11 protein-coding genes, 1 tRNA gene and 3 pseudogenes are annotated in these 17,211 nt (G+C 44.1%); 9 read left to right on the top strand and 6 right to left on the bottom strand.

The genetic code is table 11. The features are described from left to right. Window positions 1–5 precede the first annotated feature (5 nt). Together C6H66_RS04070 and C6H66_RS04065 are read right to left on the bottom strand one after the other, a co-directional pair. Window positions 6–1,028: pseudogene (locus C6H66_RS04070) on the bottom strand (IS1634 family transposase); the annotation flags it as partial. Window positions 1,029–1,159: 131 nt separating this feature from the next. Beyond that, window positions 1,160–2,145 (bottom strand): annotated as a pseudogene (locus C6H66_RS04065) (IS256 family transposase); the annotation flags it as partial. An 81-nt stretch (window positions 2,146–2,226) separates the two neighbouring features. On the opposite strand from C6H66_RS04065, the gene C6H66_RS04060 reads away from it, so the two are divergent. Continuing rightward, the gene (locus C6H66_RS04060) at window positions 2,227–2,319 is read left to right on the top strand and encodes a helix-turn-helix domain-containing protein (RefSeq protein ID WP_422615632.1); all 93 of its coding nucleotides are present in this window, start codon (window positions 2,227–2,229) and stop codon (window positions 2,317–2,319) included. Between the two features lie 126 nt (window positions 2,320–2,445). Here C6H66_RS04060 and C6H66_RS04055 read toward each other — a convergent pair. Together C6H66_RS04055 and C6H66_RS04050 are read right to left on the bottom strand one after the other, a co-directional pair. Next, window positions 2,446–3,697 (bottom strand): annotated as a pseudogene (locus tag C6H66_RS04055) (tyrosine-type recombinase/integrase). A 164-nt stretch (window positions 3,698–3,861) separates the two neighbouring features. Then, a tRNA-Leu gene (locus C6H66_RS04050) sits at window positions 3,862–3,946 on the bottom strand. Window positions 3,947–4,436: 490 nt separating this feature from the next. On the opposite strand from C6H66_RS04050, the gene ampH reads away from it, so the two are divergent. Beyond that, on the top strand, window positions 4,437–5,654 hold the full coding sequence (ampH, locus tag C6H66_RS04045; protein ID WP_105394858.1) for a D-alanyl-D-alanine-carboxypeptidase/endopeptidase AmpH: 1,218 nt from the start codon (window positions 4,437–4,439) through the stop codon (window positions 5,652–5,654). Between the two features lie 85 nt (window positions 5,655–5,739). On the opposite strand, the gene lptG is transcribed toward ampH, so the two are convergent. Continuing rightward, complete coding sequence (gene lptG / locus C6H66_RS04040; RefSeq protein ID WP_105394857.1) at window positions 5,740–6,816, bottom strand: LPS export ABC transporter permease LptG; 1,077 nt, start codon at window positions 6,814–6,816, stop codon at window positions 5,740–5,742. Then, on the bottom strand, window positions 6,816–7,916 hold the full coding sequence (lptF, locus tag C6H66_RS04035; RefSeq protein WP_036782442.1) for an LPS export ABC transporter permease LptF: 1,101 nt from the start codon (window positions 7,914–7,916) through the stop codon (window positions 6,816–6,818). Before lptF ends, lptG begins: the two co-directional genes overlap by 1 nt. Before the next feature lie 286 nt (window positions 7,917–8,202). Here lptF and pepA point away from each other — a divergent pair, with 286 nt between their 5' ends. The 7 genes from pepA to C6H66_RS03995 all read left to right on the top strand — a co-directional run bounded on the left by pepA (window position 8,203) and on the right by C6H66_RS03995 (window position 17,056). Beyond that, complete coding sequence (gene pepA / locus C6H66_RS04030; RefSeq protein ID WP_036782446.1) at window positions 8,203–9,723, top strand: leucyl aminopeptidase; 1,521 nt, start codon at window positions 8,203–8,205, stop codon at window positions 9,721–9,723. Window positions 9,724–9,789: 66 nt separating this feature from the next. Next, on the top strand, window positions 9,790–10,239 hold the full coding sequence (locus tag C6H66_RS04025; protein ID WP_046395764.1) for a DNA polymerase III subunit chi: 450 nt from the start codon (window positions 9,790–9,792) through the stop codon (window positions 10,237–10,239). Window positions 10,240–10,252: 13 nt separating this feature from the next. After that, the gene (locus C6H66_RS04020; RefSeq protein WP_105394856.1) at window positions 10,253–13,150 is read left to right on the top strand and encodes a valine--tRNA ligase; all 2,898 of its coding nucleotides are present in this window, start codon (window positions 10,253–10,255) and stop codon (window positions 13,148–13,150) included. A 428-nt stretch (window positions 13,151–13,578) separates the two neighbouring features. Then, window positions 13,579–14,352, top strand: a complete 774-nt coding sequence (locus C6H66_RS04015) for an amino acid ABC transporter substrate-binding protein (RefSeq protein ID WP_046395746.1) — start codon at window positions 13,579–13,581, stop codon at window positions 14,350–14,352. A gap of 399 nt (window positions 14,353–14,751) precedes the next feature. After that, window positions 14,752–15,453 (top strand): amino acid ABC transporter permease, encoded by a 702-nt coding sequence (locus tag C6H66_RS04005; RefSeq protein WP_046395625.1) that lies wholly within the window; start codon window positions 14,752–14,754, stop codon window positions 15,451–15,453. Beyond that, the gene (locus C6H66_RS04000) at window positions 15,431–16,195 is read left to right on the top strand and encodes an amino acid ABC transporter ATP-binding protein (protein WP_046395624.1); all 765 of its coding nucleotides are present in this window, start codon (window positions 15,431–15,433) and stop codon (window positions 16,193–16,195) included. Before C6H66_RS04005 ends, C6H66_RS04000 begins: the two co-directional genes overlap by 23 nt. An 87-nt stretch (window positions 16,196–16,282) precedes the next feature. Further along, window positions 16,283–17,056, top strand: a complete 774-nt coding sequence (locus tag C6H66_RS03995) for an amino acid ABC transporter substrate-binding protein (protein WP_105394855.1) — start codon at window positions 16,283–16,285, stop codon at window positions 17,054–17,056. Window positions 17,057–17,211: the final 155 nt, after the last annotated feature.

The raw sequence follows: 17,211 nt of genomic DNA, 5'->3' as shown, positions 1-17,211 counted from the left end.
ACAACACATTGAGACTCAAAATCATGCAGGGCCTGTAAGGCATCTTCCCGGCAGGCAAAGGATTTTTTGCCCAGTTTGTCGAACTGTTTAGACTCGTTTTCTGTTTCCCTGAGTGTGTTTTTCCGGAAAGTCTGGTTTTCTCGTTTTTCTGCCGCTGTACTGTTCACCAGTAACCAACGCTGAGGAACACCGCCATACGATGACGTCATCCAGCAGCCTGAATAGCCCTCACTGATGGGGCTGAATTGCTCCGCTGTCACGTTCAGGAGATGCTGTTTAGCTTCCTTGATAGTCAAGGGAACGCGCGTAATAAATCGTTGTTTTTGCTGATGAAGCGAAGCGAGCGCGGCTTCAGTATAAAGTGCGGCATCGGCCACAAAGTAGCGGCTGTTTTGTGCCGCTTTCAGGCATTGAATATGGGTTTTGATCGTCTGGGCAAAGGCTTTGGCATCATTCGTATTCCCGCTCATGGCCTGCATGTAGACAGGGATACCTGCCTGATTTTCGCAAATCAGTTCAAGGACAACCTGGTTCAGCTCGGGCCGGTGATCCCGGCTATAACCCGGCACCAGCGCAATGCGTTTTGTGTCATCTCCCAACGCGCTGTCATAGTCACCATCGACATGAAAACTCGTGATATCCAAATGAACGGAATCGGGATTTAACCCTAATTTATCAAGCACTTGCTCAGCAAGCACCTGATAAACTTCCGACACCCCCGCTTCATATAAGGCATCCAGTGTACGGCCGAGCACATCATCATTAAGGTGTTCAGCTTCAATGTCAGCACCAATTAAACGCGCAATCGGCTTATGTTGAAAAAAGCCGGAAAACATGTGCAATGTTCGGCTGTGAAACCCCAGCCCGTTAAGGAGCATCGCCAGAAAAGCGTCGCCGTGCGAGACAGTATGCGATGAATATTTTGGGATAATAGCATCAATCATGCGGGGTAAACCGGCTTCATGACAAAAAGCGGCGATAAGGCCAAGATGATCGAGACGTTTAATGGCAGGTACAGGGGTGGACATATTCGCTTTCCGGCAAATAAAAGTAATAGATCAAAATTGGCGATTGCCGTCAATCCCACTGATGTCATCAATACAAAAAACCTGTGTAAGATCACATTATTTTTAAATCATAAATACGGTGCGGAATGACGGTTTAATGATTCGATCGCGTTTGTTGTATAGATGGCCTTACGGATATCGGGCGGGTACCCGAAGAATGTGTTGAGGTTTTCCCAGTGCGCACGCCAGCTTTTGCTAATTTGCGGATATTTATCATCCCAAATGACACCAAACGCGTCCAGAGCCATCAAGGCCGCCTTTCCGTGGGCGGGCTTTCAGTCCCCCCGTAATGGCTTTATAGTCTTTCCACGATACGTATTTCAGACTGTTACGTACCATGTGAATAATGCACAACTGGATATGGGTTTGCGGATAGACACTGTTTATCGCCTCCGAGAAGCCTTTCAGGCCGTCCACACAGGCAATGAGGTGTCTTGAAGCCCGCGGTTCTTCAGTTCTGTCAGGACGTTTAACCAAAACTTCGCGCCTTCGTTTTCTGCCAGCCACATCCCCAGCAGTTCCTTCTGGTCTTCCGTATTGATACCCAATGCGAGGAAAACCGCTTTGTTGATAACGGTGCCATTGTGACGAACTTTAACGACTATACAGTCAAGATAAACAATCGGATACAGGCTGTCTAATGGGCGATTCTGCCATTCGGTGACCTGTTCTTTAACCGCATCGGTCACTGTTGATATCAACGTGGGTGACACACCGGCGTCGTACATTTCTTTAAATGTAGCCTCGATTTCCCGGGTCGTCATGCCTTTGGCATAGAGGGATAAAATTTGGCTGTCCATCTGCGTGATGCTTTCTAATCAGCTGTGGCGAAGGTGCCTTCTCGATCTGAGCTCAATCTCCCCTTCATCACTGAGTCACGTTTCAAATGAGTAACCATTACGGGTATTAGAACTGGATTTTGGCGTGTTTTTCTCATAGCCAGGATGGTCAGTTCAGCATTCAGCGCCGCTTCGACGGTCAGCTTAGCGAGCATGCGGGAAAACTGATTAAGATCGGCTTCAGTTTTGAGGACCTTAGCCCATTCGGCAGCGAGAGCTTTAAGTTTCTTTTCGTCCATAATTTGCCTGTCTCCGTTGTCGGAAGGAATATATCAAAAACAGGCAATTACACAATTTAAATTACAGTCTCTCTACACGCATTGACATGCCACTGGCCTAAAGGAGAAAGAATTATTTCTAATGCATTGGGAGTTGCACCTGAAATTATCTGGCCTTCCCGTTATGAAAAATAACGGCATTAAAATATCCATACCAGAGAGACTTTATAATTCTTAAAAAACATTATTAACTCAAGACATCTATTGCCCACTATTCAAAGTGGGCTTTCTTACACAGTGAATTAATATGTTTTTATATGACTATTTACTATTTTTATTTGAGAAAACGTAAGGAGCAATAAATTCTTTTTTACATTGATCCAAATAATCCGCCCACCATTGGATCATTAATCGCCGTTCCTCCAAATGTTCAGATGTATGGATATAAGCAGCTCGGACACCATTACGCTCTGTGTGGCTCATTTGTCTTTCAACTGCATCTTTTGACCATAGCCCTGATTCAACTAAAGCGCTACAAGCCATCGCTCTGAAACCATGCCCGCATACTTCCGTTTTTGTATCATATCCCATCACTCGTAATGCATTATTTACCGTATTTTCACTCATAACTTTATTAGGATCATGGTCGCCGGGAAAAAGCCGTTCATTGTCCCCACTAAGCTCTTTAAGTTGCTGTAAGATATCTATTGCCTGATTACTCAACGGCACAATATGGGCTGATTTCATTTTCATGCCACGGTAAGAATAACGAACTCCTTCGATTGGATTTCGTTCACCAGGTATTTCCCACACTGAACTATTAAAGTCAATTTCATCCCATCGTGCAAAACGTAACTCACTAGAACGTACAAAAGTGAGTAAAGTCAGTACCACCGCTAAACGTGTAATTTTCCTGCCACGGTAATGACTTATACGTTCCAATAATTCAGGAAAGCAATTGGATGACAATGCAGGATAATGTTTAATTTTAGGCATGGTCAGCGCCCCGGCCATATCTATAGCCGGATTACTGTCGATAATGTCATTTTGTACGGCATAGCGCATGATAGCAGTTACCCGCTGTTGGAGCCGTTGAACTACATCATGCTTTCCTGCATCATCCACCATTCGGATAGGTACTAATAGATGACTAGTCTTTAACTGACGGATATCAATTTTACCAATATGAGGAAAGATGTATTGTTCAAGGCTGCGCAGTACACGCGCCCGGTTATAGTCACCCCACCGCTTATTACTGGAGTGCCATTTCCTCAAAATTGAATTCACCTGATGCCTCAGCTTGTGTCTTTTTCTGTGTTGCTTTGGGATCTATACCACTAGCTATCAGTTTTTTAGCCTCATCACGTTTAGCTCTGGCATCAGCAAGAGAAATTACCGGGTAAACCCCAAATGCTAACCTGTCTTCTTTTTTATCAGTAGGTCGGCGGTATTTCATACGCCAGTATTTTGAACCTCTCGGAGTAATTTCCAGATACAACCCGCCACCATCAGCGAGTTTATAGGCTTTATCTTTTGGCTTTGCTGCCTCTATTTGCCTGGCATTGAGTTTCATGTTGGGGGCACATTATTAATCGAATCGGAAGATGCCCCCAATTATGCCCCCACAGATATGTGGATTGCAACGGACGATAATAGACCTTGATAGACTATTTTATTTGATTTATAAGGAGTTTTCTTGGATAAGTGGACTTTGGTGAACTGCTATGAACATAGTCATGGTGCCGAAGGCCGGACTCGAACCGGCACACCCGAAGGCGGTTGATTTTGAATCAACTGCGTCTACCGATTTCGCCACTTCGGCACTGAAGTAGTATGCGGAAAACGAGGGCCATTATACCTGTCAGCGATCTGTTAGCAACTGTTATCCTTCTAACTTTGGTTTAAGTGTTGAAAAAAAGATCAAACCCATCTCTCAACACAAATGTATGTTCAATTACTGAACATAAAAGCTCTAAATAAACACACACAGCAATATCTTTTCCACCTGAAATAGCTCCTTCTCTACAATAACAGAGAAAAAACAACTCCCCCCGAGACAGTTTTTACAATCATCGTTAGCCGAACCACCTGACGCTGATAGACAACCTATAATCAACTTATATAATCTCAGCATGATAATTCGCTATGAGGTAAATGGTTATGACGATTATTAGCTGGATTGGTGCCGGGATCTTTTTGGGCATTGTCATTGGTGCGTTGATGGCATTGTTTAAGAAGAATAAGTAGCCGTTTCTGGTCTCTCTATTCTGTTCCTATATTCACTGGAAATATGCCTGATTGGTCAATTCAAAATGAATAAACAGTTTTTTAAGATCTTCTCTGTTTCTACCATGATGTTGGCTCTCGCAGCCTGTTCTTCTTCTGATAAAACATATTCGGCAAAGTTTCTGCAACCGAAGAAACAACCATTGAAATGGGAAGTGTTCGAAGGAAATGCGAGAACTAAAAAACTAGCTTCACAGTTGGTTGATCAGTATGCACAGGATATTTTCAGCGGCAGCAATGCGCAAGGCATGGCGATGGTGGTGATTGATAATAATCAGACGGTTTACCGCAGTTTCGGTGAAACCCGTCCGGGAAGCGGCATCCGTCCGAAGCCTGATTCAATCATTCGTATTGCCTCGCTAACTAAGTTGATGACCAGTGAAATTATGATCAAGATTGAAGAGGATGAGGTTTTGCGCTCCACCGATCCATTGCAGGATTATAGTTATTATGGCGTGAAAGTGCCTCTGTACAGCCCTCTTCAACCTATCCGGTTATTCCACCTGGCAAGCCATACCAGTGGTTTACCTCGTGAGCAGCCGGGAGGTAGATGGGGGCGTCCTGTTTTTGTCTGGCCTACACAAGCCAACCGCTGGACTTGGTTAAAGACAGCTCAATTAGACTCCGCACCAGGCACAACAGCATCTTATTCCAATCTGGCTTATGATTTATTGGCAGATGCGCTCTCTAAGGCTACAGGTAAGCCATACACCCGTTTGTTATACGATAAGATTACCGGCCCTTATTACATGAAAGACACTACACTGACACCAAACCGTTCTCAGTGTGCTCGTTTGATGGAAAGTTATAAGCCGAGTCCGTGTCTTAATACGATTGCAGCAGCAGGCAGTGGTGGAATTTATTCAACGCCAAAAGATATGCAGCGCTGGATGCAGCAGTTTTTATCATCAGACAGTCAGTTACGTAAACAAACTGCGAGTCGCGAACAAGGTATTTATTTTAAGCGTTCCGCTTTGGCTTCAATTAAAGGGATGGATGTTGCCGGTCAGGCAGATGGTGTTGGCCTTGGGTGGGTTTACATGAATGGCCGTGGCGATGTACCGGGTATTTATCAGAAAACCGGCGGCGGCGGGGGGTTTAATACGTATATGGCAATGATCCCCGAACAAAATATCGGGGTGTTTGTGGTAATTACTCGTAAACAACGCAGCCAGTTCAGTAGCGTAACAACGGGGGTTAATCAACTGGTAACCGCATTGTCAAGGAATCACCATCAAGCTTGAGCCTTTTACGTCTTAAAATCGAGATGCTCAGGATAGGGTTTCTTAGCCAAAAACCCTATCCCTATGGTTCCCCGATTTCTAAAAACTACTGCCTCTTAAGGAGTAAGTAAATACTCACAATAAGAAACGATAAGCTTGGTAACAGTGCCGCCAAAACCGCTGGCATGTTGTACACCAAGCTCAGTGGGCCAAAGATCTCATTAAGTACATAAAATAGGAAGCCAAAGGTTATCCCTGTTACTATCCTCACTCCCATCGGCACGCTACGCAGTGGCCCGAAGATGAATGAGAGTGCCATCAACATCATGACTGCAACTGAAAGTGGGGCAAATATCTTTTTCCACATATTCAGTTGATAACGTCCTGATTCCTGCTCACTCTGCTTAAGGTATTTGATGTACTGATATAAGCCACTAATGGAAAGTGCTTCAGGCTCAAGTGCTACCACATTCAACTGTTCTGGCGTCAGGAGAATTTTCCAGTCAGCGGAAATACGTTGTGAGCCAGTGATTTTTTTGCTGTCTGTCAGATCAGATTCTTCCACCTGAGAAAGCTTCCACAGGTCGCTATCTTCATCATAAACCGCACTGGCTGCATACTTTACAGAGAGTAGTTTTTTATCATCACTAAAATGATAGATATTGACGCCTTTAATCTCTGTATCACTCACAATCCGCTGGATGTAGATAAAATCGTCCCCATCTTTCGCCCACATACCTTTAGTTGTTGAAACCAGAGAACCACCAAGCATCTTCTGAGCCCGGTAATTACGCGCCATCTGTTCACCTTGTGGCGCGACCCATTCACCAATAACCATTGTCAGGATCACCAACGGAATAGCCGTTTTCATCACTGAACCAGCAATTTGCATACGGGTAAATCCAGCAGCCTGCATGACCACCAACTCACTACGGGTTGCCAGCGTACCAAGCCCCAATAAAGCGCCAAGCAAAGCGGCCATAGGGAAAAATATCTGAATATCTTTCGGTACACTTAACAAAGCATAAAGACCCGCGGAAATAGTGGTATATTCCCCCTGCCCCACTTTTCTTAGCTGATCAACAAACTTAATAATGCCGGAAAGGGATACCAGCATAAACAGCGTCATCAGAATAGTCTGTAGAATAGTCCGCCCGATATAACGATCCAATACACCAAACATCAGGCTACTCCTCTGTCTTTGAAACGAGCCCGAATCCTACGCATCGGCAAGGTATCCCAAATGTTGAGAACCAACGCCAGCGTCAAATAAGCCCCGTTGACTAACCACATCCAGATAAGGGGGTCCAATTTACCTTTACTACCGTTAGAACGCAGGGAACTTTGTAGTAAGAAGAAAATGAGATACAGCAGCATCGCTGGCAACATGCTTAGTACCCGACCTTGACGCGGGTTTACCACACTCAAGGGTACAACCATCATGGCCATAATCAGTACCGAAAGCACCAGAGTCAGACGCCAATGGAACTCTGCGCGGGAATCTTTATCATCATCCTGCCATAACTGAACAATAGACTTCTGTTCAACTTTATTACTATCTACGATTGATGTCTGATGCCCAACAATTGCTTGATAATCACGGAATTCAGTGATCCTAAAATTACGCAACATGGCAGTACCTTCATAACGGGTGCCATGATTAAGGATAACTACCTGTTTGCCATCAGGCCGCTCCACCATATGACCACCATCAGAGATCACCACGGAAGGACGCTGGTTATCAACGGGACGAAGTTGAGCAAGGAATACGTTTTCAAATTTATTGCCGTGCACGTTGCCAATATAGAGCACCAAATTACCATCGTCGGAAGGTTTGAACCTCCCTTCCATGATCGCCGCTAAACTTGGATTAGCTTTAGCATCAGCCACCACATGTTCTTGATATTTCGAGGACCACGGCATGAGCCAAATGACATTCACTGCCGCTAACGCGGAAGTTAACAACGCCAGAATAAGCGCCGAAACCACCAGCACACGCTTGCCTAAGCCACACGCATGCATAACAGTTATTTCACTTTCAGTATAGAGTTTACTGAAAGTCATCAATACCCCAAGAAACAGACTCAGGGGCAAAATCAACTGCGCCATTTCAGGCACACCTAATCCTAATAAGGATAAAACTAAGTTTGCCGGGACGTCCCCTTCCACTGCGGCACCCAAAACTTCTACTAACTTTTGACAGAAAAAGATGAGTAAAAGGATAAAAAGTATCGCAACTTGGCTTTTCAGGGTTTCCCGTACTAGATATCTAATGATGATCACGCTTATTACGCCTGTGAAAACTTGTCTTTTTGCAGGAAAATCGCTAACTTCATTGTATATATACCATTTATTATGTGCATCAGTTTGGCTTCCTCACTGCTAAAATGATATCGAAGCATTCCATATTCAGGTTCCCAATCAGAACATACTTATATAGTTAGCTAAACAATAACAAATAGTGGGTTTAGCTTAACATAAATAGTTAATTTTCTATGGGGTAGATTAATGCGGAACGCTATATTTTAGCGATAGCATCCGTCTTTGTCTTTAAGATTCAGGAGAACGCATGGAGTTTAGTGTAAAAAGCGGTAGCCCGGAGAAACAACGTAGTGCATGTATCATTGTCGGCGTTTTCGAACCTCGTCGCCTTTCCTCTATCGCTGAACAACTCGATAAAATAAGTGACGGTTACATCAGTGCATTGCTGCGTCGCGGTGAACTAGAAGGCAAAGTTGGTCAATCACTGCTGCTGCATCATGTTCCCAATGTGTTATCTGAGCGTATTCTGCTTATCGGCTGTGGTAAAGAGCGCGAATTGGATGAACGCCAGTATAAACAGATTATTCAGAAAACTATCAATACCCTCAATGAAACGGGTTCAATGGAAGCAGTTTGCTTCTTAACAGAACTGCATGTTAAAGGCCGCAATAATTATTGGAAGGTACGCCAAGCGGTGGAAACAGCGAAAGAGTCTCTCTATGTTTTCAACCAGCTAAAAAGTAATAAAAATGAGTTGCGCCGCCCACTGCGTAAGATGGTTTTCAATGTTCCGACCCGTCGGGAGCTAACCAGCGGTGAACGTGCAATCCAACACGGCCTTGCCATTGCTGCCGGTATCAAAGCGACCAAAGATCTTGGTAATATGCCACCCAATATCTGTAATGCAGCTTATCTGGCTTCTCAGGCACGCCAGCTCGCAGATTCTGCCAATAGCCATATTACAACAAAAGTGATTGGTGAAGAGCAGATGAAAGAGCTAGGCATGCATGCCTATCTGGCGGTTGGTCAAGGCTCTCAGAATGAATCTCTGATGTCAGTCATGGAATATAAAGGCAGTTCTGATAAAAATGCCAAACCCATCATTCTGGTTGGCAAGGGCCTGACTTTTGACTCCGGCGGTATTTCAATCAAATCTGCTGGCGGCATGGATGAGATGAAATATGATATGTGTGGAGCGGCAACGGTTTATGGCGTAATGCGTGTGGTTTCTGAGCTACAATTACCACTCAATGTCATCGGCGTCATGGCAGGCTGCGAGAATATGCCAGGGGGTCGCGCTTACCGACCTGGAGATATTTTAACCACCCTATCTGGTCAGACTGTCGAAGTACTCAACACCGATGCCGAAGGCCGTCTGGTTCTGTGCGATGCGTTAACTTACGTTGAACGTTTTGATCCAGAATTGGTCATTGATATCGCTACACTAACCGGGGCTTGCATAACGGCGCTTGGTAACCATTACAGTGGATTGTTATCCAACCATAATCCACTGGCCCATGAGTTACTCAATGCCTCAGAACAATCCGGTGATCGCGCATGGCGTCTGCCAATGACTGACGAGTTCCTCGAGCAAATCGATTCTAACTTTGCCGATCTGGCGAATACCGGCGGCAGTGCGGGTGGTGCGATTACCGCAGCCTGTTTCCTGTCTCGCTTCGCAACAAAATATCACTGGGCGCATCTGGATATCGCGGGTACGGCCTGGCGTTCAGGTAAAGCAAAAGGCGCAACAGGTCGCCCGGTTGCACTGCTGTCACAATTCCTGTTAAATCGGGCAGGAAGTGCCGGTATCAATAACGACGATTGATTTGATTCCTCTCTTAGTTTATCAAAAGGGCATTTGACAATGCCCTTTCTCCGTAACAGAGACATTATGAAAAGTGCCACGTTTTATTTACTGGAACAGCCACCACCTCAGGCAGATTTGCAAGCTCACGAATGGCTGGCATGTCAATTTGCGGCCGACCAATGGCGAGCAGGAAAACGGGTGCTAATTGCCTGTGAAAACCAGCTACAGGCAGAAAAGTTAGATGAAGCCTTATGGCAACGGGAGCCTCATCAGTTCGTCCCACATAATCTTGCTGGTGAAGGGCCAAGATATGGCGCGCCGGTTGAGTTATGTTGGCCGCAAAAACGGGGAAATGCCCCTCGTGATATCTTAATAAATCTGTTGCCGCAATTTGCAGACTTTGCCACCGCTTTCCATGAAGTGATAGACTTCGTTCCTATAGATGAAAATTTGAAACAGTTAGCGCGTGAACGATATAAATCATATCGCAGCGTCGGCTTTAATTTGACCACGGCAACGCCGCCAACATACTAAGTATCAAGATAAAATGGAAAAAACACCCGCAACTCAAACGCAAGCCGAGCCATCTCTCGATAAAACGTACAATCCTAAAGAAATTGAACAGCCTCTTTATAACCATTGGGAGAAAAGTGGTTACTTCAAGCCGAACGGCGATACCAGCCGTGAGAGTTTCTGTATTGTTATCCCGCCGCCAAACGTGACCGGCAGCCTGCATATGGGCCACGCGTTTCAGCAAACCATTATGGATACCATGATCCGCTATCAGCGGATGCAGGGTAAAAATACGTTGTGGCAGTCCGGTACTGACCACGCAGGTATTGCCACTCAAATGGTGGTTGAGCGCAAGATCGCAGCAGAAGAAGGCAAAACCCGCCACGATTATGGCCGTGATGCGTTTATCGATAAGATCTGGCAGTGGAAAGCAGAATCCGGTGGCACGATTACCAATCAGATGCGTCGTCTGGGTAACTCCGTTGACTGGGAGCGCGAGCGTTTCACTATGGATGAAGGTCTGTCCAACGCCGTAAAAGAAGCCTTTGTCCGTCTGTATCAAGAGAATCTCATTTATCGGGGGAAACGGCTGGTTAACTGGGACCCGAAATTGCACACTGCAATTTCCGATCTGGAAGTTGAGAACCGTGAAGTGAAAGGTTCTATGTGGCATCTGCGTTATCCATTGGCCGATGGTGTCACGACCGCAGAAGGGAAAGATTATCTGATCGTTGCAACTACCCGGCCTGAAACGATGCTAGGCGATACCGGCGTAGCAGTTAACCCGGAAGATCCGCGTTACAAGGATTTAATCGGCAAAGAAATTATTCTGCCATTAGTTAACCGCCGCATTCCTATTGTCGGTGATGAACATGCGGATATGGAAAAAGGCACCGGTTGCGTAAAAATCACACCAGCCCATGACTTCAATGACTATGAAGTCGGTAAGCGCCATGCCCTGCCGATGATCAATATCATGACCCTTGATGGCAACATCCGTCATGCAGCCGAAGTTTTCGATACCAATGGCGAAATTTCTGATGTTTACAGCTCTGATATTCCGGTTGAATACCAAGGCATGGAACGTTTTGCGGCTCGTAAAGCGATGGTTGCTGAGTTCGAAAGACTGGGCCTATTGGTTGAAATTAAACCTCATGATCTGACTGTTCCTTATGGCGACCGCGGCGGTGTGGTTATTGAACCCATGCTGACTGATCAATGGTATGTCCGTACCGCGCCTCTGGCGAAAGTGGCTATCGAAGCCGTTGAAAATGGCGATATCCAGTTTGTACCTAAGCAGTATGAAAATATGTATTACTCCTGGATGCGTGATATTCAGGATTGGTGTATCTCTCGTCAATTATGGTGGGGCCACCGTATTCCGGCATGGTATGACGCCAACGGTAATGTTTATGTTGGTCGCAGTGAAGAAGAAGTCCGCCGTGAAAACAATCTGGGCGAAGACATCGCTTTAAACCAGGATGAAGATGTACTGGATACCTGGTTCTCTTCCGGTTTATGGACTTTCTCTACCCTTGGTTGGCCTGAACAAACCGAGGCGCTGAAAACTTTCCACCCAACCGATGTGTTGGTGAGCGGTTTTGATATCATCTTTTTCTGGATTGCTCGCATGATCATGATGACCATGCATTTCATCAAAGATGAAAATGGCAAACCTCAGGTTCCCTTTAAGACTGTCTACATGACCGGTCTTATCCGAGATGAAGAAGGCCAGAAGATGTCCAAATCCAAAGGGAATGTCATTGACCCACTGGACATGGTTGACGGTATTTCTCTGGAAGATCTGCTAGAAAAACGTACCGGCAATATGATGCAGCCACAGTTGGCCGAAAAAATCCGCAAACGTACCGAGAAGCAGTTCCCGGCAGGTATTGAAGCGCATGGTACCGATGCCCTACGCTTTACGTTAGCTGCGCTGGCCTCAACAGGTCGTGATATCAACTGGGATATGAAACGCCTGCAAGGCTACCGTAATTTCTGTAACAAATTGTGGAATGCCAGCCGCTTTGTTCTAATGAATACAGAAGGTCAGGATTGCGGCCAAAATGGCGGTGAAATGGCGCTATCACTGGCTGATCGTTGGATTCTGGCTGAATTTAACCAGACAGTAAAAGCTTACCGTGAAGCACTGGATACATATCGTTTTGATATGGCTGCCAATATTCTTTATGAATTCACCTGGAACCAGTTCTGTGACTGGTATCTGGAGCTTTCTAAACCGGCAATTAACAAAGGTTCAGAGGCAGAAGTTCGTGGCGCCCGTCATACTCTGATCGAGGTTCTGGAAGGATTATTGCGCCTGGCTCACCCAATTATTCCATTTATCACTGAAACCATCTGGCAACGGGTGAAAGTGGTTAAAGGAATTGAAGCAGATACCATTATGCTGCAACCATTCCCTGAATTTGATCTAACGAAAACTGATGAGTTGGCGCTGAACGATTTGGAATGGATTAAGGAAGCGATTATTGCAGTACGTAATATCCGTGCTGAAATGAATATCGCACCAGGCAAACCACTGGAAGTTTTGCTACGTAATGCCGATGCTGATGCACAACGTCGTGTAGCGGAAAACCTGAATTTCATTCAAGCAATGGGCCGATTATCTTCTGTCACGCTTCTCTCTGCGGGTGAAGAAGCGCCGATTTCTGTCACTAAACTGATTAATGGCGCAGAAGTATTAATTCCAATGGCTGGCTTAGTGGATAAAGAGGCCGAACTAAGCCGTTTGAATAAAGAGATTGAGAAACTGGATAAAGAGATTGGCAGCATTGAAGGCAAGCTGTCAAACGAAGGTTTCGTCAGCCGTGCGCCCGAAGCTGTTGTCGCCAAAGAGCGTGAACGTCTGGCAAGCTGCAATACATCAAAAGAGAAGCTGCTGGCTCAGAAAGAAACGATTGCCGCGTTGTAATCTTTTCAAAAAGTAAATTCTCACTAAAGCCACTGCAATTCATTGTCAGTGGCTTTTTAATTTAAATAGTAAACGATAAAATTAATAATAAGATGTAAATTGCATCTATTCTATATCAATACCATCAAGAATATTGAAAATAACCATACCTATTTCCTTAACATGAGTGAATATTAATTTTTAAATTTACATATCTTAAATGACAATATGATATAATTTTATTTTATATATAAATCATTATAGTTAGCATATTATAGAGAGAATAAAATCATATAAATACATTATTACAAGCAAAAAGGTAAACAATAATGCAATTTTAGTCTAATTTAATATTCAATTATTTATTATTATGAATAATTTATTTCATTAAGCACTATCAAGGTAGCAATAAATTAATTTACTCATTTATAACAACCCGGAGAAATAGAATGAGAACAATTCTTACCCTATTATTGGCAAGTACTCTCCAATTTGGCCTCGTACATTCCGCTAATGCAGAATCAACCCTTGATAAGATTAAATCCACCGGCACATTCAGAATAGCGACGGAAGGAGCTTATCCACCATTCACTTATCACGATGCCTCCGGTACTTTAACTGGCTTCGACGTCGACATTGGCCGTGAAATTGCACGCCGATTGAATGTCAAACCAACATTTATTGAGGGAAAATGGGACGGACTGATTGCCGGGTTAAATGCGGGACGTTCTGATGCGGTAATTAATCAAATTGCGATTACACCTGAGCGCAAGAAAAAATATGACTTCTCCATCCCCTATACCACATCGCAAGCGGTACTTATCATTAATAAAGATAACAATAACATAAGAAAATTCAGCGATTTACAAGGCAAAACCTCAGCACATACTCTAACCAACAACTTCGCTCAAATAGCCAGAGATAACGGCGCGGAAATTATCGGCACGAATGGATTTAGTCAGGAAATAGAATTGGTTAGTACCGGCAGAGCCGATGCCACTATTAATGATAACTTATCTTATCTGGACTATAAGAAGCACAAACCAAACGCACCAGTAAAAATTGTCGCAACTAGCCCCGATGCAGGGCAGACAGCCGTTTTACTTCGTCAGGGAGAGTCAGAACTAAAAATTGCTATTGATAAAGCAATAACTGACATCAAAGCCGATGGTACCTATCAGCGTATCTGGGCTAACTATTTTGGTGATAATCCTTCCGAATAAGTGAAAATATCTCCTTAATTCAGATATACAGTTCCCTGGAAGTTAACGAAAAATTTTCGTCCAAGGGACTTTATTATTAACCTTGTTGAATTAAGTAATTAGAAAATATTTTAACCAAATATTAGATATATTAATTTATATAAATCACTTTATATATCTAAAATGACAATATGATATAACTATATCTTATATATGTAAGTTGACAGCTTGCCATATGATATTTAAAAAAATTACTATAAATATATATACCCTATGGATTTCAAGATACATCGCGACGGCAAGGGAGCGAATCCTCGGGAGCATAGAAAACTATGTGACCGGGGTGAGTGAGTGCAGCCAACAAAGAGGCAACTTGAAAGATGACGGGTATAGTTATATTACACACAATAGGGAAAATATATGGAACCCTCCTGGTTCAATTTAGTACTCGATTCTTTTTGGCCCATGCTTTATGCGGGCTTTACTTTCACTATTCCACTAACCCTCATTACTTTTACTCTCGGTATCATACTGGGTTTTATCGTGGCGCTCATCCGGCTTTACGGGCCAAAACCGCTTATTGCCGTCGCCAAATTCTACGTCTGGTTGATCCGCGGTACGCCGTTGCTGGTACAACTGTTTCTTATTTTTTACGCCTTACCTAGCATCGGCATTACGTTAGGCGCATTCACCTCAGCGGTGATTGGTTTCACTTTGAATATTGGCGCCTATACCTCAGAGGTAATTCGCGCTACTTTATTGTCTGTACCAAAAGGGCAGTGGGAAGCGGCTTATTCTATCGGTATGAGCTGGACACAATCATTACGTCGGATCATTCTACCTCAAGCCGCAAGAATCGCGATTCCACCACTCTCAAACACATTTATTTCACTGGTGAAAGATACTTCACTAGCCTCAGTTATCACCGTACCGGAGCTTTTCCTTGCCGCACAACGTATTGCTGCGGTGACTTATCAACCTCTCATTCTTTATACTGAAGCGGCAATACTTTATCTGATAATCAGTTCAGTGTTGTCATCACTACAAGCCCGTCTGGAAAAGAAGTTTTCGCAAAAGAGTGACACACAGGAATTAAAAGATGATCCAACTCTCCGGCATTGAAAAAAGTTTTGACGGGCACAAGGTCCTGACAAAAATCGATCTCACCATTGAGGAAGGCAGCCTGACCGCACTGATTGGCCCATCCGGAAGTGGCAAAAGCACGCTATTACGCTGCATCAACTTATTAGAAATTCCCCAAGCCGGGAAACTACAAATCGGCAATGAAAGCATGACTTTCACCGGCAAAGGTCGGATTGCTCACAAGGATATACAACGGATTCGCCAACAAACCGGTATGGTATTCCAAAACTTCCAGCTTTTTCCTCACCTCACAGTCATTGAAAACATTATGGAAGGATTAATCTGGGTTCAGAAATGGTCACGTGAACAAGCTAAACAGCGAGCGCTTGAACTACTGGAAAAGGTTGACATGTCACATAAGGCCGATGTCTTTCCAACCACGCTATCCGGTGGTCAGCAACAGCGCGTAGCCATTGCCCGGGCACTGGCGCCTTCGCCCAAGGTGTTATTGTGCGACGAGCCAACTTCCGCGCTTGATCCAGAATTATCGCAGGAAGTTGTTACCGTATTGAAACAGTTGGCTAAAGAAGGAACCACGATGTTAATGGCTACCCATGATCTGCGTCTGGCAGCCAATCTTGCCCACGACGTCATATTTTTAGAATCCGGGGAAATTGTCGAATCGGGAACGTCGAAAACGATTTTCACCCGAGCCGTTAAGCAACGTACTGTGGAATTTGTTTCAACCTTAACCAATACTTTACCGGATTGGGAGATATAACCCACCGTTAAAATAACCTTGCCGTAATTGATCCAAGAATCAGTTAATGACCATCAAATAAATTTTTTAACAGTTTGGAGAAAGAAAATGAAAACGTTGTTCACCGCATTATTAGCGGGTGTTATTCAATTCGGCATTGCATATTCTGCACATGCAGAGTCTGGCCTTGATAATATTAAATCAACAGGGGTATTCAAAATCGCTACCGAAGGAACTTACCCGCCATTTACCTATCACGATGCCTCAGGAGCTTTAACTGGATTTGATATTGATATTGGCCGCGAAATCGCACGACGTCTGAATGTCAAAGCCGAGTTTACCGAAGGCAAATGGGATGGGCTTATTGCCGGGCTGGATGCTAAACGCTATGACGCGGTACTCAATCAGGTCGCTATTACGCCAGAACGCAAAAAGAAATATGACTTTTCCGCGCCGTATATCATATCTAAAGCCGTACTTATCACCCGGAAAAATAATGACAATATAAAAACGTTTAGCGATCTGAAAGGTAAAACCTCAAGCCATAGCTTAACCAGCAATTATGCCCGGTTGGCAAAACGTTTCGGTGCGGAAATCGTCCCAACCGAAGGATTTAATCAGGCAATTGATTTGGTTGCTACAGGTAGGGCTGATGCCACTATCAACGATAATCTGTCCTATCTTGATTTTAGGAAACACAAACCCAATGCACCGGTAAAAGTTGTCGCGTCTGAACCCAATGGCGATCCAGTCGGTGTGCTAATCCGTAAAGGCGAACCAGAACTACAAGCCGCTATCGATAAGGCACTAGCCGATATCAAAGCCGATGGCACCTATCTACGCATTTCCACTCAGTATTTCGGTACCGATGTTTCCAAATAAGAAAATAACCGCCTCTGCTTGCAAGAGGTGGTTATTTATCAATTAATTATTTCTCTTTTTACATTCAAAAAATTTCAATTATTATTAAATTAATATCCTCTCGTTAATAATTATTTTAAACATATATTCAAGATAGTTATTAATTAATTTTCATT

The sequence above is a fragment of the Photorhabdus hindustanensis genome (genome assembly GCF_002968995.1).
GTDB lineage: Bacteria > Pseudomonadota > Gammaproteobacteria > Enterobacterales > Enterobacteriaceae > Photorhabdus > Photorhabdus akhurstii.
The sequence above is the reverse complement of the archived record's forward strand: the minus strand, read 5'-3'. Positions and strand labels throughout refer to the sequence as shown.